This is a genomic window from Streptomyces sp. NPDC055025, assembly GCF_053608565.1.
In genome coordinates this window covers 60,689-81,257 of record NZ_JBSGVS010000017.1, presented here as the reverse complement: position 1 = coordinate 81,257, position 20,569 = coordinate 60,689, and the positions used below count along the sequence as shown (strand labels likewise).

Here is a 20,569-nt window from a genome sequence, read left to right as displayed (position 1 = left end):
AGGCGGACGTGACCGCCGCCCGGGTGCTCGGCGCCGCGATGCCCCTGCTGCTCCTCACCGCCGCAGCCGCCGTCGCCGTGCTGCTCCACGCCGAGGACCGCGCCATCCGCCGGCGCGAGGCCCGTGCCGCGGAGCAGCGCGCCCGGCCACCCTGCGCTCCGTGCCGGGCCGTCCTCGACGAGTTGGAGCTCCACCGCGCCGCCGTCCGGCACGCCTGCTGCCCCGGCTGGTGGACACCCGCCCGCACCTACGCCCACCACCCCGACTGCACCAAGGAGCGAACCCCGTGACCACCCGACAGTTCACCCGCAACGAACTCGCCGCTATCGGCGTCCCGCCCGACAGCCCCGACGACATCGAGTACGACGACGACCTCCTTGCCGACGAACCCGTCACCACACTGAAGTACACCGCCCTACGCCGCGTCGTTTTCCGGGCTCCCGACGATGGCAAGAGCTATGCCGTCGAGTACGAGACCCGGCTCGACACCGGCGACTTCGAGGTCAACGAGTACAGCCCCGAGGACCACGGCTGGTACGGCGACACCGTGGAGGCAGTCGAGGTGGAAGAGCGGCAGGTTCTCGTCACCCGCTGGCTTCCGGTGGAGGAGGCCGATCATGCCTGACCCGTACCGGATCCTCGTCACCGGAAGCCGCGACTGGGACAACTACGACCTCGTGCGTGACTCGCTCACCATGGCGATCTACCAGAACGTTCCCGCGATCATCGTCCACGGCGCGTGCCCGTCCGGTGCTGACGCGATCGCCTCGTGGTGGATCCGCCGCTACCGCTTCCTCGGCCTGACCGAGGAGCGCCATCCTGCGGACTGGAAGCAGTACGGCCGCGCTGCTGGGCCGCGCCGCAACGAGCACATGGTCCAGCTCGGCGCCGACCTCTGCCTCGCCTTCATCAAGAACGGCTCCCGGGGCGCGAGCCACACCGCCGCGCTCGCGGAGCAGGCGGGCATCACCACCAGGAGGTACACCGCATAACCACCACTACGGAGTGCGCCACGTCACACCCCAAGAGGGACATGTGTCCGCATCCCCCCAGTGCCGCAGCGGCAACCTGAACAGGAACCCAAACGCCGACCAGGAGGCGAAATGACGGATCCTGCCGAAGACCGCCAGACGGTAATCGAGACCATCGTGACTGCCGCTGTCGCCGCCGACCCCGACCCGCACGCTTCATACCAAAAGTGGGCCGACCTCCTCGCTGACGCCCCCGAATCCGTGCACTTCCTCGCGGTGTTCCGCGCCGCCCTCCCCGAGGGCACACCCGGCTCCGCAGCATCCTGACCACAGACCGCGAAGCACAACGCCCGTCGCCCACATCAGGGCGACGGGCGTCGCCGTATGACTGATCACCCCCTGGACGACCCTGCCAAGGAGCACTGACCATGCAGATCGACTTCGTCCGCCTCGCCACCCCCAACACGATGACCAGGGACGCCTACCGCGAGTTCTGCTGGGGTCTCAGCCTGCCCGAGACGGACACCGGGTACGGCCTGCTCTGCGGCCATCACGGCGACGGCCGCCTAGGCAGCGTGATCCTCGACGACGTTGAGTACGTGCGGCTCCTTGCGCAAAGCGGCGGCGGTATCGAGGTCCCGGCAGAGAAAGCTGTCGCTGTCCTCGATGACTGGCCGAACCTTCGTGCCGACGCCGACAGCGTCTGGGACTGAGGTCAACCCCCGGGGCGGGCGGCTGCGGTACGACTGATCCACCCGCCTGGGTGACGCGCACGCGGAACCCAGCCGAGGACGCCCACTGCGCCGGTATCAACGGGCACATGATCACGATGCTCGCGCGTGGCCTTGCCGCCGCCGCCCTCCTCACCCTCCCGCTCACCGTTCCCACCCCGGCCGCCGCCGACCGGAACCCGATCGCCATCCCCATGACCCTCACCGACGGCATCCGCGCCCTCCCCGGCGCAAGCGAACTCCGCGACGGCTACAAGCGCACGGCCTTCCGGCACTGGGTCGACGCTGACCGGGACGGCTGCACCACCAGGGCGGAGGTACTCATCGACGAATCCCAGACCCCGCCAGTGGTCGGCGCCGGCTGCAAGGTGACCACCGGCGAGTGGCTCAGCTACTACGACGGCGTCACCGTCACCGACCCGGCAGGGCTCGACATCGACCACATGGTTCCCCTCGCCGAAGCCTGGGATTCGGGCGCGTCCGCCTGGACTGCAGAGAAGCGCGAGCAGTACGCCAACGACCTGACGGCCGACCGCAGTCTCGTCGCGGTAACCGCGAAAACCAACAGGTCGAAGGCCGACCAGGACCCGTCCACCTGGATGCCCCCGCGGGCTGGCGCGCGCTGCCAGTACCTCGCGGACTGGGTGTCCACCAAGCTGCGCTGGGCGCTGACCGTCGACTCGGCCGAGCGGGCCGCGCTGACCCGGCTCGGGGCGGGCTGCGAGGAGCCGGTGGAGTACGAACCTGCGCTGTAACCGCCAGATGAGCCGCGCCCGCCCTCCCCGTGGGAAGCAATGTGACTCGATTCGGTGAAGGTTAGGGCAGACGCCTTCTCCGTTTCCTGATCACTGGATACGTTCGCCCTCTGCCAACGGGGAGGGGGGCCTCTAGTGGACCCGTTAGACGACATCGACGCACGAAAAAGCAATGAGGATGATCTTGTAGACGGCCAGCTGCCGATGACAGCCAGGCAAGAGAACATCAGTCTGGCCTTCACTCGCTTGGTTACCTACGCGGCCGGCTGCGCCGTCAAGACGCACGACACGGACTACGAGGGGGTAGACCTGACGCTGACGTCGTCAGCGGACTACAAACGCTACTGCGGAGTTGAGTTTGAGCTGCAGCTCAAGGCGACAACACAAAGCAGATACCTGACCGACACGCACATGGCGTGGCCCATGAAGGTGAAGCCATACCGCAAGCTCACGAGGCCAAAGCGCTACATCAGGGCATACCTCGGCGTGCTCCTCCTACCGGAGGATGCAGATACGTGGCTGACCGTAAACGAAGATCGACTGATCGCGGAAGGTCGCATGTACTGGGAAGCTGCCGACTTGTTTCCATCGGCATCCGGAGACGCTGCGACCAAGACGGTTCACCTACCGCGCAGTAACCTCTTCGTGGGGGAACAACTTCTTGGCATCATGAAGACCATCGGCGACATCGAGGAGGGCCCGCGGTGAGCACCTCAACACTCGACGAGTACGCCGATGCGGCTGCCAGCCTCACGCCGTCGGCCGTCGCCCAGTTCCTGGCGATCCACGACTGGCAGCTTGAAACCCAGCAGCCGCACGTCAAGGAGGTTTGGCGACTTCCAGGACCTGACGGCGACGAGGGACGCGTCATGCTCCCTCTGGCAACTGACTACACGGACTTCCCTCAGCGTTTCCGCGACACCCTGGTCTCCTTGGGGCACATCCACGCGCTCGACGCCGTCACCCTCTACGAACGGATCATCGCAACCAGAGCCGACTTGTTCTTCGTCCGCCTGGACCAGAACATGATCGACGGAACGATCCCCTTCAGCCAGGCCGAAAAGTCCCTTCAGGCGCTGCTCCGCATGATGCGTGCCGCCGCCACGACGGCTGCCGACCCGAGCCACACCCACCGCGGCCGTCGCCCAACGAGCGTCAATGAGTTCCTGGAAGACGATGTCCGCTTGGCCCACACCAAACGGGGGAGCTTCGTTTTCACTGTCGTAACCCGGCTTGGCGACAGTCCTCCGCAAAACGAGGACGATCCAGTCACGCCTTTCCCCCGCAAGGTTATGGAAACGCTGGCCCGAGGCCTTGAAACCACTCAGCGTCTTACCCGGGAATGGGACTCAACCGTTCTCGAAAACCCCGCAGGGGAGGGCGTCAGTGCGAGCCTTGTTGAGTCGCTCGAAGATTTGACCCAGCCTGATCACCTGCGACAAGTGGATCTTTCCTTCGAATGGGCGGCGACGGAGCCGCGACCCGATGTCGGCTTGGCGACTCTTCGCTTCGACCGGGACGTCATGACCGAACTGCCGCGCGTCCGCGAACGGCTCATCCGCCAGGAAGAGCCACCACGCCGGGTCACATTGCGCGGCTTCGTAAAGACTTTGAGCCGCGATGACGCAATTGGCGAAGAGGATGAAACCGCTTCCGTGGTGCTTTCCGCCGACGTGAACGGCAAGCAGCGCCAAGTTCACTCCACGCTGTCCGGCGAAGATCACGAGTGGGCCATCCGGGCCTACCGGCAGAAACTTCCCTTCACCGTAACCGGAGATCTCGCCTATGAGCGCCGATCGTGGCGCCTCACGGGAGACATTGAGGTCGACGCCAGCTTCCTCCAACATCAGACTCAGCAACTCCTGCAGGTTGAAGACACCAACCCGCCTGACGGTGACTCTGCCGGACCGCTTTAACCATCGCCCGCTCCACCCCCGGGGGCAGGTGATCTCGTGCCACACTGGGCGCAACGGTGCGGGGTCAGGGGGGCCTCGCCGATCGAACCGCCAGCGGGCAGGGAGTCGCGACCCAACCGCAGCAGAACGCCCGCCCGGGGAACTGGGCGGGCGTTCTGGCATCCTGGGAGTGCGCGGCCTCGCACTAGACAAGAGCTGTTCCAAGGCCAGCGGGCAACCGTGAAGAGTGCTGACGAGGGCAACTGCCGCGCGCACCACATGTATTACGCGAGGCTCGGGAATCGCGCGACGTGCATGTTCGCTGTCGGGCCCCACGCAAGATTGAAGCGCATCGTGCTTCCCTGCTGCCCCGCAACATGGGCAAACAGCATGCCGATCGTCGCGGAGCCACCGATTTTGTCCGGCCGACCGCTCTCCCCCTGCGCGGCCTCAGGGCTGGGCTCGAAGGTGGTGAACTCAAGGTTCTGAGTCTCTGGCCAGTACACCGCCACCGTTACAGGAGGTGACTGGCGTGTCATCCTTGCGTACACGTCATTGATCGTGTCGCTCTCAAGGGCAACCACAACGTTGTCGCCAGAACGATGTCCGTGGCTGGCAAAGAGAGCCCGCGTCTCGTGACTGGCCAGCGAGCGCGCCACGGCAAACGCGGCCTTGCGGCGTAGCTCCCGCTCACTTGCCACTGCGCCACCTCCGCAAAAGGTCTTCCCAGTTGTTCTGCATCTCGTCCAGTGCCCCCTCGTAGCTATGGTGCACGACATCCCATGAGCCGTCGCCATCGGGGATGTCACGAATCGGATCGTGGTCCTGGAGAATTTCCCCGCCGCTCGTGAACAGGTGGCGGTGGATGGTTCCGCCGCAGCAGTCGATACGGCCCACCTCTTCCCAAGCGCCATACTCCCTGGTCAGCAACATGATGGCGAAGTCGACGATCTTGTTGCGGTACGTCCGCATCCGTATGCGCAGGAGCTCATCCTCGGCGCACGAGATGTCGAAGTCGGTCTGTTCAGCCGGCGGTACCGGCGGCGGGCGGTAGACCTTCCGCTCAGCCTTACTGCCCATGTCAGCGAGTCTGCCCCGACGCCTGTTGCTGTTGTTTGCCAACGTTCACCCTCCCCCCTCGAAGGAGTGACGAACGGTACCCGTTCGGGTCACCCGGCATGAGCAGGTTTCGGGAACTTCACCCCTGCGCTGAAGCCTCTGCCGGCCAAGAAGACCCAGCCAAGACGGCTGCCGAGGAGGGGCTGGTACAGCGCCCCCGGAGGCCGTCATTCCGGACGCGGCTACCATCGAACACATGACCGAACATTCGGCCCCGCGCGTGACCGTCACCCTCCCCGGGGAACACGTGACCGAGGGGCGCCTCCACGCCCGCCGGCAGGACGCGGACGGCCGATGGTGGTACCAGGTCACCGTCGAGCTACCGTCCGACCTCGTCCACCCCATCGACAGCGAGGACTACAGCCAGGTGGTCACCGACCGGGCCGCCGCCACGGGCTGGGTCCTCCAGACCTTCCCCGCCGGCCACGCCGTCGTCCACGAGGCCACCTGCTGGGTACCCTCCGGGCACCTCGCCGCAGTGGACGGCGAGCGGGCCGCCGACCTGATCGCGGGCGGACGCGCCGAGGCATGCGACGTCTGCAAACCGACGCCCTAGCCGGTCACTGGAGTGCGGTACGGGCCAGGACCTCCGTCATACCGTCGGCAGCCGCCACCAGCCGTGCCGACTGCTGCGGGTCGGTGACCACCTCTCGACCAGCGGAGAAATGCAGCAGCCTGACCGCATGTTCGAGCGCGCCACGCAGGTCGGTGATCTGCTGGCGCAGGTCGGCGGTGGACTGATCGGGGACCTCGGCGCGGTCGGGTGTGATGGCCATGATCGGATCTCCTGTGCAGAGCGGGACCGGGCGTGCCGATCGCGCCCGGAGTGAGCGGGGAAACCCCCGGCGGGGCCGTCGCGTGCCTAGCCGAGGTGGCTGATCTGCAGAATGCGTACCGTCTTGCTGGGCGCCTGAGTGATGAGTAGGACAGCGAAGGTGTGAGCGAGTGCGAGCATGCGGGTGACGCCGTCGTCGATCCCGTAGGGCTCCGTAGCCTCGAAGGGATCTTCGCAGACAGTCAGAATGGCCTGGTCAAACTCTTCCCGTGCCGACTCGAGAAGACTGTCCCAGACGGCTTCGATGATCGGGTCATAGCGCAGCTCGTACACGAGCTACAGCCTGTCATCTCAGGCTGCGCCCTGTGACCGGAATCGGGCAGCCGCCTGCTGGAGACGCTCACTGCCGTTGATCCATTCGCCGGCCGGCTCCTCGCCGCGGGCTTCGGCGGCGGTGATGTTCCGCCCGCGTTCAACTGCGGCGAGCGTGTCCTTGGCGATGCGCTCCCAGCGGGCAAACACCGAGAGCAGCTCATGGGCCGGCGCCCGGTTGATCTCACCAAGGAAGCGCTGAGCCAGGCCAGGGCTGCCGAGGGCGTCGCAGATGGACTCGATGGTCCAGGGTTCGCTCATCCCGGCCTCCAATCAACTGGCAGTGCTGTTGGCAGGCTACCGGACCACAGGCCAACTGCACTGGCAATCGCTTGCTAGACAGTGCACCGGCATGCCGCTTGCCGCTACAGAAAGACGCTACAACGCTGGCAACTGAAACGAGCCCCCTCAGAACCGCAGCGCCGGATGACAGTCCCCACGCAACCGCCGCACCCCCAGCTCGGTCTCGTCCGGCTCCTCCCGGCTGCGGGTGACCTCGTCACAGCCCGGGTTCCCGCACCACGGCACGCCCTCCCAGCCGACAGGCCGGCGCCCCTCCCGCACGTCCTCGTCCAGGCGCGCCCGCATGTCGTCCCTGTACGGCTTGTGGGCGACTGTCTGGCGGCCCAAGGGGCATCCAGCCGTTCACGACGGCGTCAGTGCCCTTCAGGCGCGCGCGCTGGGCATTCCGGAAGGTCTGGGCGTCGAGCGCCCCGCATCTTTTGAGTCGGTCTGCCACTGATTGCTCGAACTATGGCGCGCCGTCACGTACTTCCTGTCAGCCTGCTTGCGACGTCTGCGAGTACTGCGAACAGAGAGGATTGATGCTTAGTGGCTTCTACTGGCTACCAGGCGAGGCGTGCTCGTTTGGTGAGGGCCGCAGGGGTCGGCTCGGCCGTCGTGCGCTGTCACGAAGACACCTGGAAGTTCATCACCGGCTACTGCTGGACGAAGTACAACAAGTTCCCCCTCGTCACCAGGGATCACGAAGCGGCCGGAGAGGGGATGAAGGAAGTATCACTTTCCGGCCCGAATCTGGCCATGATCCTGACTCGTATGGGCTTGGTCGGGGCACCAGTCAATCCGTTCACCTACAACCGGTCGGTCGCCCGTCGGGTCTATGAGGCCGTAGCTGCCGTGGTCGACACCCTCGATCCCGACACAGAGCACGGAGACATCCCAGTGATCGTCATCGACGACAGGCCGCCACCTTCCTCGTAAAGGAAGCGTGAAGACGTCCCGCCCACGGGAGATGGGCGGGACGCCGCTCTTGGGTAGAACCACTCACCGTGGGAACTGTGCCAACCAGTCGGGCACCGGCTTCCCCTCCGCGCAGTAGTGCAGCAGGGCGTACTTGTAGCTGAGAAGGTCGACCGTGCGCACCGAATGCAGAGCGTCAGGGTCTTCCCTCCCGAGTTGCCCGAGCGCCGCCTGGCGCTGCTCCCGATAGATCCGCGGGCGCTTCCGCTCGAACTGCAACAGCAGCCGTCGGAGCCGACCGTCGTCGAGCTTGTTCGCAGCCTCGTACAGGCGGGCGAGCCCCTGCCGCTGCGCATCGCCATCGTCCCCGTCGCGACCCGCGCGAGCGCCAGCGAGTGCGGAGGAATGTTCTAAGCCTCCCTCTTCTCGGTCCGTCTTCCAGTCAGTGTTCTGGTCCGTCTTATACGTAGTTAGGGACTGGTTGACCGTCTGCTGGTCGGCCGCATGATTGTCCACACCAGTCCAGCCCGTGTCCGGGAGCACGCGTATCACCTTCACGCACCCACCGCCCCAGGGCAGCCTTCGGCGCCCGCCTGTACAAACATGAAGCTCCTACAAGTTCCACGGGCCCACGACCCGCTCAAGTGCGAGACGGCCGGGGAGCAGAAGCTCACCCGGCCGTTAACGTCACAGAGGCCGATCAGCCCAGGTGGCCAAGCAGGACAGACACCGCGCCGAAGAAGCCATTGATTTGCGGCAAGTACACGGCGGCCTCTGGCCCCGACAGCTCCACCTCGGACTCGCCGCACAGGTAGAACGTGGGCCGGCCCAGCACGCCCCCGCTGTCCGTGCGGATCAACGCCACACGAAGGACCGTTTCGTCGCCGCCAGACAGAGGCCTCGGGTTCGGCAGCGAGTACTCCGCCGACAGATGCGTCAACACACCCGTCTGCGCTGCGTAGTCGGCGTTGTGGCCACCCAGACACCACGACGGGCACGGCGGCAGAGATGCGGCGGGAGCGGGGGAGAGGGGGGATGAGAGCGGCGACGAGTCGGCCGGGGCACTGGCCGACGCAGTGTCAGTTAACGCGGTGTCAGCTACCATCGAAGATGAACCTTCTTCCGGGTTCGAAGCAGATTAAGTGACCAGCGGGTGATGTCGCTGGTCACGGGCCGGGCGCCTGATGAACGCCCGGCCCTTTTGCGTCCCCGAGGCGCACCGCGCCCTGGGGCCTTGCGGAGTCGGCTGATGAGACCGGCTTGATCGAAAGACTAGAACGGGCCAGGGTCACTGCCGGGTGTCATGGACTGTTACAAGAAGCGTGTGACACTCCCGACTGACCCCAATGACTTGATTGAGTTAGCAGGTCAGGACAGGTTTTATGTGTCACGGGGACGCTCTGACCTCGGAAGTTTCCCAGAGGAAACCCACTCGCATATTGCGTAATTGGACTTACTCGGACCGCTTTGGACTCGACTCTCTTGTCCTGAAAACACCCTCAGCCCTCCTCCCGTCAGCCGCGCCAGCGAACCCCCGCCCCGCCGACCAGCGAGGTAATGACTCGCTGGTCCAACCAGCAGACCCACTCGGTCGGCACGGCCGCCCTCCTGCACTTGCCGAGCGCCGGTCCACGACTACCTCGAAGCGATTGTCCGCATCGACAGACCGACGCACCCCGCTGACCACAACGTCCTCCCAGGGATTCGTGAACGATGCGGACAGCCGATCCGTCCGCATCGCCCGGCTGGCGAGCCCGTCCCGGACAGTGACACAAACTGGCGTGATCACGTTCGGGGGGTCTGTATGTCGCCGACCCGATCGCTGGTGATCAGCTTTCACGAACAACCCGCCATTTCCTAGGAAGAGGGTCTTCCTGTCAAAGAATTGCGTATTCCACTTCATGGCGTGACCTGCGGAAACGACACGAGTAACTAATCGAAACTCATCCCGGCAGCCCCCCGAACGCAAGCAGCGCAAACAGCCGCCCCACCCGCACAACCACCTGGCGAAAAACGTAGACCAGTCGGCGGGAACCCACGCCGCTGAGAGACCAGATCCGGCGAGGCCCAGCGCTCCAACCCAACGCACTGAACAGTGCGTTCACGCAGGTCCGTGAGCTGTACGGTTTCCCAGAGGCAACCGCACGCCCACGGAACTTCCGAGCACTTCCGAGAACTTCCGAGCACATCCGAGACGAGAATCCTGGCCGGAAAACGACGATCACGCGACACCGGCAGACCTCCTCTCGCGGACGGGATCGGTTGATCACGCTAGCCGGATCCGGACAGTCGACCCTCTGTCTGCGTCGGGAACCGGAAGCCTCAGAGTTGGTAATTTAGTTACCACTAAGTGACCACCTTTCCGCAGGTCACGCCACCACCAGCACGTTCCCGGAGGCCGCCGCCCCGGTGCGCCACGGAAGCCGATTGAATGCGAGATTTCTACCGATTCGACCGTGACCGGAAAACGACGGTAGAGAGAGCAGGGGTCCGGGAGGTGCTACTCGACGGCCGAGCGGTACTGGCGCTGGCAGAGATGACCGGGCTCGATGGTGAGGCGTCAGTCTCAACGACGAACTGCTCGCGCTGAACGGACTTGCCAGCATCGATGTTGAGGGACCTTGCGACCTCGGCCGACGCTGATGCCTCGCCCGACCCGATGAGTCGCGCGGTATGGCTGTTGGGGTCAGCAGCTTCGCTTGGTGTCGGTGATGTGACGTACACGCCAGCTCCCGCTCGCCCGATGGCGAACCCTTCGCTCTTGAGTGCGGTCAGCGCGCGTTGCACCGTGACGTTCGAGATGTGGTATTGCGCCATGAACTCGGCGGTTGTCGGTAAGGAATGTCGCCGGACATGATCAGGGATCGAAGGTCGGCGGCCACGCGGTGAGATGCCGACCGCTCGTCTTCCTCTACTCGCTGCAACTTCGGACGCATTGGTGCCTTGACGGCGGCGGGGAGAAGGGCGAGAAGCCGAGAGGGTCTGTAGTTGTGGGTGCGGTTGTGGAGAGGTTTCTCGCTGGTGATGGCGTTGACCTCGGCGGCGCTCGCCTGTTCCCGGGAGTCGAACCACTCGACGTCTCGCGTGGCCACCTCGGGCCACCATTCCTTGTCGGTGGCGTGTCGGTACCAGCGGTTCTTCGGGTCACTGGCAATGCCCACGTAGAGCAGCTGGTCGGTCTTGTCGTAGAGGCGGTAGAGCGCAGTGCGTTCGGCGGGTTCGGTCATCTGGACCCTTCCTCTTGGTGCGGAGCCACAGCTCGTTACACGTGGAGGTTGTGCGTACAGTGGTGAAGCGGGCATGGCGACATGGCCTGACGGTGGACGGCTGTTCGCCGCAGTGCAGGTCAGCGCTTTGAGTGCTTGTGGAACTACTGGACTACGGTCCGCTACGTAGACGTGTAAGTCAAGCGGGTCGCTGAAAGATCCTGAGGAGGAGACTTGGCTGGGAGTAAGCCGGGCTACAAAGAGATCGCGGGAGAGCTGCGCGCTCAGATCGAACGTGGAAAGTACCGGCCCGGCGAAAAGATCCCCAGCCAGTCCGCCCTCATGGCCGAGTTCGCAGCTGGGAGAGAGACAGTCACCAAGGCCCTGCGTCTACTCGAAGACCTGGGCCTGACCGACAACACTCAAGGCCGCCAGGCGGTAGTTCGCGAGTTCAAGCCGATCCGGCGGTCGGCGGTCGAGCGCCTCTCCAGGGAGGTGTGGGGTGGCGGTGCGTCAATGTGGTCAGTTGATGTGAAAGACGCCAAGCCGGTGGTGGCCGGCTTGGAGGTTCACTCGCTTGAGGCATCCCCCCGCGTCGCTGAAGTGCTCGGGGTTCGGCGCGGCGAGGCGGTGGTGCTGCGCAGGCGGTACTACGTCCTCAAGGGGAAGCCGGTATTGATGGCCGACTCGTACATCCCTGGCGACCTGGCCGCTGGAACGCCTATCGCCGAGGCGGACACAGGGAAGGGCGGCATCTATGCGCGACTGGAGGACCTGGGTCACGGGCCGGTTCGCTTCAAGGAGGAAGTGCGCACCCGGATGCCGCTCCTTGCCGAGGCTGAGCTACTTCAGCTCCGACCCGGCACGCCAGTCCTGTGTATCTTCCGTTCCGCCTTTGACGCGGATGGGCGCACGGTGGAGGTCAATGACATGGTCTTGGATGGGGGCTCATACATCGTCGACTACGTGATCAACGCCTGACCCCCTTTGAATCTTGGCCCCCGCCGTGAGCGGGGGCCTTTTTTCGTTTCTCGGAGACTGTGACCCATGGCGCTTGACCTAGACGTGTAAGTGCAGGCACTCTTGGAACACGCCGACATACACGTCTAAGTGTGTCGGTCGATCCATGCCCTTCTATCCGGGAGCAGCGATGCGCCACGAGACCCAGCGGGCCACGGAGAACGTGGCCACCACCCCCATCAAGTTCCTGAACGCGACCGAGACCGCAATCCGCCTCGACGTCTCCCGTTCCACCATCTACAACCTGATTGCCTCCGGGAAGCTCACGGCTCACTGCATGGGCGGCGGCAAGATTCGCCCGCGTGGTTTGCGTATCCCAGAGTCGGCGGTCACTGACTACCTGAACGGGTCGGTCGTCGCACCGCCCGAGGCGTCTGCCGCCTAGAACCAAAAGAACCCCCGGCCCGGCGTTGCAGCGCCTTGTGGACCGAGGGGGACCCACCCACAACCCATGAAGGAGCGGATCCGTATGGATCTTACCTACCCCACCCCCACCCCGACTCTCTCCCCGGCGGATATCGCCGCTCATGAGGCGTCGTCGTATGTCCGCCGTTCGGCTGTCGTGTCGGCCGATCCGTTCGCGGATGAGCTGCTGCATCGGGCCCGCAACCCGCGCTCCGCCACCGTCGTCGCTTCGGACAACGATGTGCAGCGGGAGGATGAGGCTCTGCGTCGGGCCCGTGCCCCTCGTTCGGTCGTGCTGTCGTCGGAGGGTGGTTCGTCTTCGGAGGGTGAGTCGACGCGGCGGGAGGATGAGGAGCTGCGCCGGTTCCGTGGCCCGCGGTCGGCTGTCGGCTCCCGGTCTGTGGCGGTGGCGGCGTGAGCGCGGATACGTCTGCCGTGCTGAAGGCTGCCGCCGAGATCAGCGCGAAGAACAACTACTTCTGGGTGGGCCGGTCGGGCGAGCTGGCGGCCGGCCCGTCGGTGGCGATCTTCCTGGATGCGGTTGCGGAACGCCTCACGCTGGACGGCTGGGCGCGCACCTACGACACGCAGGACGAGGTGTCCACAGCCAGCCTGGCCGTGGCTTCGGATGCGTCGATCCGGTCGATGCTGCGTCAGCTGATCGGCTTCTTCGTGGAGGAGTTCGGCAGCAGGCGGGAGCCGCTGACGCTGTGGTCGGCGATGTCCCGGACGAGTGCCGGGCGGTTCGGTGACACCGATCTGCTGGCAGTCGGCGACCGGATCCTGGACGCGATCGTGCAGGCCCGCACCGGATCGGATCGGGCGCAGTCCGGGGCGTGGTCGGAGCGGCTGGGCCGCACCCACGACGAGATCACCGAGCTGCTCGCGGCCGGCGCCGAGTTCGCCCGTACCTACGGGCCGAGTGGGGTGTCGTGATGGCACCCGCAGTCCGGGGTGACATCGCCGAGCAGCAGGCGGCGGACAAGCTCACGCAGCAGCGGATCGCTGCCGCCAAGCAGGCGGCGAAGGACGCGGAGGCCGCGCGTAAGGCCATTCAGGTCACGCGTAAGACCAACACTGCCCGCCGCTAACCCCCGTTCGGCCGGGGCCGCGTAGTGACACCCCCGCCTCCGCGGTCCCGGCTTTCCATCCACTCTTCTCACAGATAGGCACCCCCATGTCTTCGAACCTGTCCGTCGCGTCCGCTTCCGATCGTCTCGCTGTCTCGCTGCTCTCTGAGGCGCGTGCCGCCCAGGCCACCGGCGACCGCGATCGGATGACCGGCGTGATGCTCGCCGCGATCGACCTCGACCAGGCCAGCCCCGACCAGCCGCGGCTCATGGACGAGATCCGCGGACTCCAGCTCCCGGCCGCCGCCTGACCCGGCCCGCCCTGTCGGCCCCAGGCCTCCACGGCTGCGCGGGAGATCGACACCGACCCGAAACCGGACCAAGGAGTCCTGAGATGAAGAACTGCACCTTCTGTTCCATCGCCGCAGGGGAGGCCCCGGCTGTCATCGTCCGCGAATGGCCCGATGCCCTTGCGATTCGCCCACGCAGCGGCGGCGTGAACGACGGGCACGTCTTCGTGCTGCCGCGCGTCCACGTTGAGGACGCCGGCACCGATCCGGAGGTGACCGCCGCAGTGATGCGCCGGGCCGCCGAGCTGATGGCCGAGCACCCCGCCGCGAACATCATCACCAGCAAGGGGGAAGCGGCGACGCAGAGCGTCTTCCACCTCCACGTCCACGTCGTGCCCCGCCAGGAGGGCGACCGCCTGCCCCTGCCCTGGACCCCGCAGCACACTGCCCGCGCCATCGCCGCGCGGACTGGAGAGACCCGATGAGCACCGTCAGCCTCGTCATGGCTCGCGAGCCCATCCCCGCTGGCCCCACGGTGTTTCTGGCCGGACCGACCCCCGACAAGAGTGCCCCAGTCCCGTCCTGGCGGCCCGAGGCCCTCGCCCTCATCACCGGCCAGTGGACCGGCCCGGAGCCACTGACCGTCCTGACCCCCGAGTCCCGCGATGGCGTCCGGGCCGAGCACTACGAGCAGCAGGCCGACTGGGAGACCGAGGCCCGCGCCAGCGCCACGGCGATCCTCTTCTGGATCCCCCGCGACATGCGCACGATGCCGGGCATGACGACCAACGTCGAATTCGGCCTGGACGTGGCGACCGGCAGGGCGGTCCTCGGTTGTCCGCCGGACTGCCCCAACCCCGAGCGCAACAGGTACTTGATCTACGTCGCTCGCCGTCATGGCATCCCCGTCTGCGACACCCTGCCGGCCACCGCTGCGGCTGCTCTCGGCCTCGTCACGGTCCGGTACTAGCCCGTCATCAACTGCCAACCCTTTCAAGGAGACCAACATGTCCTCTGCCCGTCATTTCTTCCCCAAGGGCACCCTCAGCTCGGAGGCGCTCGACGCCGACATCAAGGCGGACGTCTCGACGTCGCGCACTGCCCAGAGGGACCTTCAGGAGGCTGGCCAGCATGGGCTCGCCGCCGACATGGGCCGCAAGGTCGACGAGCACCTCGACGAGCTGAACGACGCGAAGACCGACTCCTGGAAGCCCCGGCATTCCGCCTGACCCGGCCCGTCCTGCCGCCCCCCAGGCCCCCACGGCTGGTGACGGCAGAGAGGGCCGGAACAGCCGACCCGACTACCAGAGGAGAACCGATGTTCGGCAAGAGCGACAAGCGCTGCGCCCAGATTGCCGTCGCCGCCGCGGCGGTCGGCAAGACCGACCAGACCGCTCAGCTCCTGATCAAGGAGACCTTGACCCCGGAGGAGATGGAGCGCGCCACGGAGTACATCAAGTCCGGGCAGACCCTCCTCGGCCGTTGACCTTCGGCCGTTTCCTCACCTCCACCCCACAACCAGCAGAGAGGAGCCCGTAATGGGTCCGTTCGACTACCTCCGTGGTGAGCCCGTCACCGTTGAGAACACTCAGGAGGAACTGACACTGCTCTCGCAGGCCGCCCAGGCCGCCGAGATCAAGGGCAACAGGAACCTTGCGGAAGGCCTCCACAAGGACATCGACAAGGAGCTGGACACACTCAGCAAGCTGAAGCGGGGCCGCTGACGTGTGGTCCGCGATCGTCGCGGTCGTCGGCACCCTCCTCGGCGCCGTCGTCGCCGGGGGCATGCAGCACCTGGCCGCAGCCCTGGCTCGCCGGGACCAGCGGCGGCGAGAGGTTGCCGCGGCAGCCGAGGGCCTCCTCGGGGCGGCGACGGACCATCGGAGCCACCAGTACCTGAAGCGCGTGGCCCGGCGGGATGGCCTGCCGGACACGGGCGAGGCCCGTGAGAAGCGGTACGCCGCGCACTCAGCCACCACGAAGGCGATGACCGCGCTGATGGTGGCGACGTCCGACCGCCGACTCATCTCCCTTGCCCGCGATCTGGTCAACGCGTCCTTCGCCCTGGGTGACGCGGACGATCTGGACGCGGCCGGCGACCTAGCCCGTCACGCGCACAACGCCTTCCAGACGGCAGTCGCCGACTACATCCACAACTGACCCGCACCACCCACCGATCCACCTACCGAAAGGGGCCCTCATGGCTCTGTTCAGCAAGCCGACTCCGTCGGCAGAGAAGCCTGACCTGACCACCCCGGAGAACTTCGCGAAGGGCCAGGAAGTCTACGGCCGCATGGTGCGCGGCGAGATCACGGACGTCACCGCGGAACTCCACAGGGTCTACGGCACAACCCCCGCCGAGTGACTGGAGATCAAATGGCCGACGTGACGATGCAGGACGTTCTGGTGGCGCTGTACAGCGTCCCGCACAGGATCACGATCCACTCCGAGATCGGCGGCTTCCACTACACGTGCAGCTGCGGATCCCGCAGTCATCGCTTCAACTCCGAGGCCGCCGCGAAGAGGGCAGGCCAGGGGCACAAGCAGCGCAAGTCGCAGTAGCCGCCCGCAGGAGCGCCACCACCACCGCTGTCAACTATCCGTCCGTCTGACCGCCAGCTGCGGACACTTAACGACCAATCGAATCAAGGAGTACCCCATGTTCGGGCGCAAGAACAAGCCCAGCGCTGCCGAGGTGGTCAACCGGACCGCGCAGGGAGTCCGCCAGGCCGTCGCCGGGGACCGCGGCTTCGACGCCCTCAACAAGGTCACCAGGGCCCTTGGCCTCGGCCACCTCGAAACGTGCGACGACCCCAAGTGCACGGCCTGCAACTGACCCACAGCCCTGGTCCGGTCACCACGGACGTCGCCGCGAAGGCAGACCAGGGCACGTACCCAAACCACCTCCTCGCCCTGGAAGGGCCTGCCATGAAGAAGCTCATGTGGATCCTCGCCGCCCTGGTCGCGGTGGTCCTGTTCCCCGGCCTGCCCGGAGTCGTCGCCGCGATCGCCGCTCAGGTCGCCGTGTGGGCGTCCGGTGACCGGTTCCTCGTCGGGCTGATCTTCGGGCTCGTCGCCCTCCCGCAGCTGCGGCAGGCCGCCTACCGCATCAAGTACTGACCCACCCACCACCCCAGGAAGGACTTGACCGTCATGACCGCCCCGCCCCAGGTGAACGGCCACACGCGCCCCGCCGCAGCCCTGCCCGTAATCGGGGACTGGCGGCCCGTCCAGATCAGCGGCAACGCCACCGTGTGGGAGAAGCCCACCCCCGTCCAGGAGCAGCCCGAAGTGCCCCCCGCCCCCCAACCCGAACTGGCGCCCACCGAGCCGGCCCTCGACCACGAGGCCCTCGCCAAGGCCGAAGCCATCCGCATTGCCGCCGCGGCCGACGCTGAGGCGAAGCGCATCCAGGCCGAAGCCGACGCCGCGGCGGTCGTCGCCAAGGCGGAGGCAGAGGCGGAGAAGCAGCGCATCGCCAACGAACGTGCCGTCATGAAGCTGGACGCCGACCGGGCCGCGAACGACAAGCGGATCGCCGACCTGGAAGCCCAGCGTGCAGCAGCCGAAGCCGCCGCGGCAAGGACCCGCAAGGAAGCCGCCGCGGAAGCGCAGCGCGAAGTCGACCGCGGCAAGGAGCAGCAGCGCACCGAGAACCTGTGGAAGTGGGGGGCCCGTGCGATCTACCTTGTCGGACTGATCATTGCCGCACCGATTCAGTTCATCGCGTTCTGGGACGAGAAGCGCCCCTTCCTTGTCGCCGCCCCGGCCCTCCTTGAAGGGCTGGCCTTGGTCCTTGCTGCTGGTGCTGCGTGGGCGGTCGCGCACCGGCGGGACGTGATGCCGTACCGCGTCGGCATCATGATCGGTGCGCTCATCGCTGGTGGCATCAACATGTGGCACGGGCTCACCGATCAGGCGATCGGTCTGAACGCCGGCCTCATCGGCACCCTCGCCTCTCTCGGTGGCCCGATCGTCCTCATGGCTTACGAGCACGGCATCGCCCAGAAGGCCGACGGGATTCCCTCGGGTCGGGAGCTCCGCGCCGCCAGGAAAGCGAAGGCTGCGGAGGAAGATGCCCGCGCCAAGGCGAAGGCGGAGAAGAAGGCTGCCGAGGACAAGGCGGCAGCTGGCAAAGCGGAGCAGCAGGCCCGCGCGCTGGCCGAGCAGCAGCGTCGTGACGACGACCGCAAGGCCGAGCACGAGGGCGTGTGGCTGGTCGCCAACGCGATGCGGTCGGCACGTGGCGCCGAGTTCATCACCGAGCAGATTTGGGGCGACGCCTGGTACCGCGTCACCGGCTCGAAGCACGTCGGCATCACCGCTGAGATCGAGGCCCAGACGCGTGCCGCTCAGGCCCGCATGAAGGCTGCCACAGAGTGCCCGGCCGACGACCCTAAGTCGCAGGTCGAATCCCATTACCCCACACGTTCGAAGAAGGACCCGAACGCCCCCGACGGGCGCCGCTTCAACGGCGGCATCCCGCCCCTCCGGCAGCCCGGAGACGCCCTCCCGAACAGCGACGCGGCACGCAAGGCCGCCTCCCTCGCCGCCCGCCAGGACAACACCACGGAGGAGCAGAAGTGACCACCATTGACTGGACCGAAATGAAGGTCATTCAGGGGGAGGTCATCCGCCCTGCCGAGCCCACGGTGAGCGTTCGCAAGACCCGTTCCCGGTCGGCCTCTACGGCGGCCATGGTGGTCGCCGCAGCAACCGGCCGCGGTTTCCGTCGGCTCGGCCGGGCGTGGGTTATCGGCTACCGGGATGACTACCCGCAGATGATCCGCACCGCCAAGGCTGAGCTGCGTGCGGCCGAGGGATCCGTGCGTGAAGAAGATGCTGCGAAGACCGCGGTCCAGCAGCGGCGTGAGGCGTACCTCAAGCACCGCCTGTTCTACCTCGCCAAGACCGGCGGCGGGGTTGTCGGCGGAGGGGTTGTCGGGGGTGTCGGGCTGATCGTCAGCGGGTGGGTTGACGTCGCCCTCCTTCTCGGAGGGTTCGCCACCGCGGCCTGGCACGGCCGGCACCCGGCCGCCAACGCACAGGCTGCGGCGGAGATCCTGACGGCCGACGGCGCCGCCCCGGTGATTGGCGGGGATGCCCTCCTCGATGCGCTTACGGCCATCAAGGTCCCGGCCGGATCCGTCATTGTTGGGGTCACCCCGGGCCCGGATGACACCAGTGAGACCGTCGTGAACCTGCCGGCCAACTTCACCGTCACCAGCCTGCGCGGCAAAGCCGAGGAGCTGGCGGGTGCGCTGGGCCGCGACACCACGATGATCGACATTCGGAAGGTGGCGCACGCCAACCAGGCCGCCGTGTGGGTCTCCAGCACCGACCCGTTCGAGACGCCGCGGCGGTCCCCGCTGATGGACCAGCAGGTCGCCATCGACGCCTTCCGCGATGGGGTACCCGTCGCCTGGGGGAAGCGCGGCAACCCCATCCGGCTGCCGATCAACAACTCGAACTTCCTGATCGCGGGCATGACCCGGTCCGGGAAGGGTGTGGGCGCAGCCAACCTGGTCGTTGGCGCCGCATTCGACCCACGGATCAACCTGCGGATCGTCGCGGGCAAGAACAACGGCGAGTGGGACCCGGCCGCCAAGGCGGGCCTGGCCGCAACGTACTTCAAACCCAACCCGCACCGCCTCAACGGGCTCCTCAAGGCCCTGTGGGCGGACAAGGACCGCCGTGAGCGGATCCTCGGCAAGGCCAGCAAGAGCAAGATGACCGCAGCCACGATCATGGAGCTGGGTGGCATAGAGCTCCTCGTCGTTGACGAGGTCGCCACGTACACGCGGTCCGGCAACGAGCTGCGCGACGAGAACCTGAAACTGCTCACTGACCTGTCTGCGGTTGCTGCGGCGGCGGGCATCCTCATTGTGCTGATCACCCAGTACCCGGAGGTCGACGTCATCCCGCAGGCGTTGGCCATGAACTGTGGCACCAGGTGGGCGATGCGGGTCGACAACGGCACGCAGTCCAACGCCATCCTCGGTGGCAGCGCAAGCTCCTCCGGGCGGGACGCGTCGAAGTTTGACCCGCCGCGGCCGGGTCTCGGTTGGATGGTCAACCCGTTCGCCGGGGTAACCGGCCTGGCCCGGTCCTTCGACCTGGATGAGGACGAGCGGGAGGAGATCACCCTCCTCATGGGCCGGGCGGCAGACATCCGTGAGTCGGCGGGCCGGCTGGTCGGCCAGTGGGACGACCCGATCGAGCAGCAGCTCCTTGACGCCACGGGCCTGTCGTCAGCCGCGGGAGGCCCGAAGCAAAACGGCGTCCCGGGGCGGAGTCTTCAGCACCTGACCCCGGAGCAGAAGTTCCAGATCAAGTGCTGCGAGCAGGCACTGAAGGCCATGGACCACCTCGGCCGCGATGTGGCGCAGACCGACGAGATGGCCGACTTCATCGGCGCCATCAAGGGCGACGAGCTTGGGAAGGCGCTTCGCGCAGCAGGTGCCGGATCCACAGTGAAGATCACGCTCCCGGGCCGCGAGGGGCAGGTCCGCGGCTATCAGCGGTCTGACATCAAGGACGCGTTGAGCATGCTGCTCGGTGACTAATTGCCCCCATTTAGCACGTCTTGTCGGTTACCTGATCGACCACTTTGCCCCATCTTGCGTGGCGTTCGGTGCCCGGATTCAATCCGGGCACCGTTCACCCTCGAAGATCCATTACCCACCCGGCAAGTCGGGTCAAAGTAGAGCAAAACCACTGCCAGTGGTGCGTAGACCACCCCGAAATCAACCGAAACATC

The 20,569-nt window shown here is 66.4% G+C and carries 38 protein-coding genes and 1 pseudogene; 29 read left to right on the top strand and 10 right to left on the bottom strand.

Features of this window, described 5'->3' with window-relative positions:
* Positions 1-8 precede the first annotated feature (8 nt).
* The 8 genes from ACWGDX_RS13395 (at position 9) to ACWGDX_RS13360 (ending at position 4,373) form a co-directional block, all read left to right on the top strand.
* On the top strand, positions 9-290 hold the full coding sequence (locus tag ACWGDX_RS13395; RefSeq protein ID WP_453625148.1) for a hypothetical protein: 282 nt from the start codon (positions 9-11) through the stop codon (positions 288-290).
* Positions 287-625, top strand: coding sequence for a hypothetical protein (locus tag ACWGDX_RS13390; protein WP_453625146.1), 339 nt, complete (start codon positions 287-289; stop codon positions 623-625). The genes ACWGDX_RS13395 and ACWGDX_RS13390 overlap by 4 nt, the downstream gene beginning before the upstream one ends.
* Positions 618-992 (top strand): DUF2493 domain-containing protein, encoded by a 375-nt coding sequence (locus ACWGDX_RS13385; protein WP_453625145.1) that lies wholly within the window; start codon positions 618-620, stop codon positions 990-992. Before ACWGDX_RS13390 ends, ACWGDX_RS13385 begins: the two co-directional genes overlap by 8 nt.
* Before the next feature lie 111 nt (positions 993-1,103).
* The gene (locus ACWGDX_RS13380) at positions 1,104-1,298 is read left to right on the top strand and encodes a hypothetical protein (RefSeq protein ID WP_453625143.1); all 195 of its coding nucleotides are present in this window, start codon (positions 1,104-1,106) and stop codon (positions 1,296-1,298) included.
* A gap of 101 nt (positions 1,299-1,399) precedes the next feature.
* The gene (locus tag ACWGDX_RS13375) at positions 1,400-1,684 is read left to right on the top strand and encodes a hypothetical protein (protein ID WP_453625141.1); all 285 of its coding nucleotides are present in this window, start codon (positions 1,400-1,402) and stop codon (positions 1,682-1,684) included.
* Between the two features lie 107 nt (positions 1,685-1,791).
* Positions 1,792-2,457, top strand: coding sequence for an HNH endonuclease family protein (locus tag ACWGDX_RS13370; protein ID WP_453625139.1), 666 nt, complete (start codon positions 1,792-1,794; stop codon positions 2,455-2,457).
* A 135-nt stretch (positions 2,458-2,592) separates the two neighbouring features.
* Complete coding sequence (locus tag ACWGDX_RS13365) at positions 2,593-3,165, top strand: DUF4365 domain-containing protein (RefSeq protein WP_453625138.1); 573 nt, start codon at positions 2,593-2,595, stop codon at positions 3,163-3,165.
* Complete coding sequence (locus tag ACWGDX_RS13360; RefSeq protein ID WP_453625136.1) at positions 3,162-4,373, top strand: hypothetical protein; 1,212 nt, start codon at positions 3,162-3,164, stop codon at positions 4,371-4,373. The genes ACWGDX_RS13365 and ACWGDX_RS13360 overlap by 4 nt, the downstream gene beginning before the upstream one ends.
* 263 nt (positions 4,374-4,636) lie before the next feature.
* Here the strand turns inward: ACWGDX_RS13360 and ACWGDX_RS13355 are convergent, their stop codons facing one another.
* Positions 4,637-5,053, bottom strand: coding sequence for a hypothetical protein (locus ACWGDX_RS13355; protein WP_453625135.1), 417 nt, complete (start codon positions 5,051-5,053; stop codon positions 4,637-4,639).
* On the bottom strand, positions 5,043-5,432 hold the full coding sequence (locus ACWGDX_RS13350; RefSeq protein WP_453625133.1) for a DUF7718 family protein: 390 nt from the start codon (positions 5,430-5,432) through the stop codon (positions 5,043-5,045). The genes ACWGDX_RS13355 and ACWGDX_RS13350 overlap by 11 nt, the downstream gene beginning before the upstream one ends.
* A gap of 235 nt (positions 5,433-5,667) precedes the next feature.
* Between ACWGDX_RS13350 and ACWGDX_RS13345 the strand changes: the two genes are divergently transcribed.
* Positions 5,668-6,027, top strand: a complete 360-nt coding sequence (locus tag ACWGDX_RS13345) for a DUF6233 domain-containing protein (RefSeq protein WP_453625131.1) — start codon at positions 5,668-5,670, stop codon at positions 6,025-6,027.
* Between the two features lie 4 nt (positions 6,028-6,031).
* Here the strand turns inward: ACWGDX_RS13345 and ACWGDX_RS13340 are convergent, their stop codons facing one another.
* From ACWGDX_RS13340 to ACWGDX_RS13325, 4 genes are all read right to left on the bottom strand, one after another.
* Positions 6,032-6,247: a hypothetical protein gene (locus ACWGDX_RS13340; RefSeq protein ID WP_453625129.1), complete on the bottom strand. Its 216-nt coding sequence runs from the start codon at positions 6,245-6,247 to the stop codon at positions 6,032-6,034.
* An 86-nt stretch (positions 6,248-6,333) separates the two neighbouring features.
* Positions 6,334-6,579 carry a hypothetical protein gene (locus ACWGDX_RS13335; RefSeq protein WP_453625127.1) on the bottom strand — a complete coding sequence of 82 codons (246 nt, stop codon included), beginning with the start codon at positions 6,577-6,579 and terminating at the stop codon, positions 6,334-6,336.
* Positions 6,580-6,597: 18 nt separating this feature from the next.
* Positions 6,598-6,879, bottom strand: coding sequence for a hypothetical protein (locus ACWGDX_RS13330; RefSeq protein ID WP_453625126.1), 282 nt, complete (start codon positions 6,877-6,879; stop codon positions 6,598-6,600).
* Between the two features lie 147 nt (positions 6,880-7,026).
* A complete protein-coding gene (locus tag ACWGDX_RS13325) occupies positions 7,027-7,248 on the bottom strand; it encodes a hypothetical protein (protein ID WP_453625124.1) in 222 nt (73 codons plus the stop codon).
* Between the two features lie 201 nt (positions 7,249-7,449).
* Here ACWGDX_RS13325 and ACWGDX_RS13320 point away from each other — a divergent pair, with 201 nt between their 5' ends.
* Positions 7,450-7,839, top strand: coding sequence for a hypothetical protein (locus tag ACWGDX_RS13320; protein WP_453625122.1), 390 nt, complete (start codon positions 7,450-7,452; stop codon positions 7,837-7,839).
* Positions 7,840-8,034: 195 nt separating this feature from the next.
* Positions 8,035-8,232, top strand: coding sequence for a hypothetical protein (locus ACWGDX_RS13315; RefSeq protein WP_453625120.1), 198 nt, complete (start codon positions 8,035-8,037; stop codon positions 8,230-8,232).
* A gap of 286 nt (positions 8,233-8,518) precedes the next feature.
* Here ACWGDX_RS13315 and ACWGDX_RS13310 read toward each other — a convergent pair whose 3' ends face one another.
* The 4 genes and pseudogenes from ACWGDX_RS13310 to ACWGDX_RS13295 all read right to left on the bottom strand — a co-directional run bounded on the left by ACWGDX_RS13310 (position 8,519) and on the right by ACWGDX_RS13295 (position 11,045).
* Complete coding sequence (locus tag ACWGDX_RS13310; RefSeq protein WP_453625267.1) at positions 8,519-8,683, bottom strand: hypothetical protein; 165 nt, start codon at positions 8,681-8,683, stop codon at positions 8,519-8,521.
* Positions 8,684-8,923 (bottom strand): annotated as a pseudogene (locus ACWGDX_RS13305) (hypothetical protein); the annotation flags it as partial.
* A gap of 1,337 nt (positions 8,924-10,260) precedes the next feature.
* The gene (locus ACWGDX_RS13300) at positions 10,261-10,635 is read right to left on the bottom strand and encodes a hypothetical protein (protein WP_453625118.1); all 375 of its coding nucleotides are present in this window, start codon (positions 10,633-10,635) and stop codon (positions 10,261-10,263) included.
* A complete protein-coding gene (locus tag ACWGDX_RS13295; protein WP_453625116.1) occupies positions 10,590-11,045 on the bottom strand; it encodes a GIY-YIG nuclease family protein in 456 nt (151 codons plus the stop codon). Before ACWGDX_RS13295 ends, ACWGDX_RS13300 begins: the two co-directional genes overlap by 46 nt.
* Positions 11,046-11,258: 213 nt before the next feature.
* Between ACWGDX_RS13295 and ACWGDX_RS13290 the strand changes: the two genes are divergently transcribed.
* From ACWGDX_RS13290 to ACWGDX_RS13205, 18 genes are all read left to right on the top strand, one after another.
* A complete protein-coding gene (locus tag ACWGDX_RS13290; RefSeq protein ID WP_453625114.1) occupies positions 11,259-12,005 on the top strand; it encodes a GntR family transcriptional regulator in 747 nt (248 codons plus the stop codon).
* Between the two features lie 169 nt (positions 12,006-12,174).
* On the top strand, positions 12,175-12,429 hold the full coding sequence (locus ACWGDX_RS13285; protein ID WP_453625112.1) for a helix-turn-helix transcriptional regulator: 255 nt from the start codon (positions 12,175-12,177) through the stop codon (positions 12,427-12,429).
* An 84-nt stretch (positions 12,430-12,513) separates the two neighbouring features.
* Complete coding sequence (locus tag ACWGDX_RS13280) at positions 12,514-12,867, top strand: hypothetical protein (protein WP_453625110.1); 354 nt, start codon at positions 12,514-12,516, stop codon at positions 12,865-12,867.
* Positions 12,864-13,385: a DUF6197 family protein gene (locus tag ACWGDX_RS13275; RefSeq protein WP_453625108.1), complete on the top strand. Its 522-nt coding sequence runs from the start codon at positions 12,864-12,866 to the stop codon at positions 13,383-13,385. The genes ACWGDX_RS13280 and ACWGDX_RS13275 overlap by 4 nt, the downstream gene beginning before the upstream one ends.
* On the top strand, positions 13,385-13,540 hold the full coding sequence (locus ACWGDX_RS13270; RefSeq protein ID WP_453625106.1) for a hypothetical protein: 156 nt from the start codon (positions 13,385-13,387) through the stop codon (positions 13,538-13,540). The genes ACWGDX_RS13275 and ACWGDX_RS13270 overlap by 1 nt, the downstream gene beginning before the upstream one ends.
* A gap of 86 nt (positions 13,541-13,626) precedes the next feature.
* The gene (locus tag ACWGDX_RS13265) at positions 13,627-13,830 is read left to right on the top strand and encodes a hypothetical protein (protein WP_453625104.1); all 204 of its coding nucleotides are present in this window, start codon (positions 13,627-13,629) and stop codon (positions 13,828-13,830) included.
* A gap of 83 nt (positions 13,831-13,913) precedes the next feature.
* The gene (locus ACWGDX_RS13260; protein WP_453625102.1) at positions 13,914-14,294 is read left to right on the top strand and encodes an HIT family protein; all 381 of its coding nucleotides are present in this window, start codon (positions 13,914-13,916) and stop codon (positions 14,292-14,294) included.
* The gene (locus tag ACWGDX_RS13255; protein WP_453625100.1) at positions 14,291-14,779 is read left to right on the top strand and encodes a nucleoside 2-deoxyribosyltransferase domain-containing protein; all 489 of its coding nucleotides are present in this window, start codon (positions 14,291-14,293) and stop codon (positions 14,777-14,779) included. The genes ACWGDX_RS13260 and ACWGDX_RS13255 overlap by 4 nt, the downstream gene beginning before the upstream one ends.
* Before the next feature lie 37 nt (positions 14,780-14,816).
* Positions 14,817-15,038, top strand: a complete 222-nt coding sequence (locus tag ACWGDX_RS13250; protein ID WP_453625098.1) for a hypothetical protein — start codon at positions 14,817-14,819, stop codon at positions 15,036-15,038.
* 89 nt (positions 15,039-15,127) lie between these two features.
* Positions 15,128-15,295, top strand: coding sequence for a hypothetical protein (locus ACWGDX_RS13245; RefSeq protein ID WP_453625096.1), 168 nt, complete (start codon positions 15,128-15,130; stop codon positions 15,293-15,295).
* 52 nt (positions 15,296-15,347) lie between these two features.
* On the top strand, positions 15,348-15,533 hold the full coding sequence (locus ACWGDX_RS13240) for a hypothetical protein (RefSeq protein ID WP_453625095.1): 186 nt from the start codon (positions 15,348-15,350) through the stop codon (positions 15,531-15,533).
* Position 15,534: 1 nt separating this feature from the next.
* Positions 15,535-15,969 (top strand): hypothetical protein, encoded by a 435-nt coding sequence (locus ACWGDX_RS13235; RefSeq protein WP_453625093.1) that lies wholly within the window; start codon positions 15,535-15,537, stop codon positions 15,967-15,969.
* Positions 15,970-16,009: 40 nt separating this feature from the next.
* Entirely contained in the window at positions 16,010-16,174 is a 165-nt protein-coding gene (locus ACWGDX_RS13230) for a hypothetical protein (RefSeq protein ID WP_453625091.1), read from the top strand.
* Between the two features lie 20 nt (positions 16,175-16,194).
* The gene (locus ACWGDX_RS13225; RefSeq protein WP_453625089.1) at positions 16,195-16,371 is read left to right on the top strand and encodes a hypothetical protein; all 177 of its coding nucleotides are present in this window, start codon (positions 16,195-16,197) and stop codon (positions 16,369-16,371) included.
* A gap of 97 nt (positions 16,372-16,468) precedes the next feature.
* On the top strand, positions 16,469-16,645 hold the full coding sequence (locus ACWGDX_RS13220; protein ID WP_453625088.1) for a hypothetical protein: 177 nt from the start codon (positions 16,469-16,471) through the stop codon (positions 16,643-16,645).
* A 92-nt stretch (positions 16,646-16,737) separates the two neighbouring features.
* Positions 16,738-16,929: a hypothetical protein gene (locus tag ACWGDX_RS13215; RefSeq protein ID WP_453625086.1), complete on the top strand. Its 192-nt coding sequence runs from the start codon at positions 16,738-16,740 to the stop codon at positions 16,927-16,929.
* Positions 16,930-16,962: 33 nt separating this feature from the next.
* Positions 16,963-18,396 (top strand): hypothetical protein, encoded by a 1,434-nt coding sequence (locus tag ACWGDX_RS13210; RefSeq protein ID WP_453625084.1) that lies wholly within the window; start codon positions 16,963-16,965, stop codon positions 18,394-18,396.
* A complete protein-coding gene (locus tag ACWGDX_RS13205) occupies positions 18,393-20,375 on the top strand; it encodes a hypothetical protein (protein ID WP_453625082.1) in 1,983 nt (660 codons plus the stop codon). Before ACWGDX_RS13210 ends, ACWGDX_RS13205 begins: the two co-directional genes overlap by 4 nt.
* Positions 20,376-20,569: the final 194 nt, after the last annotated feature.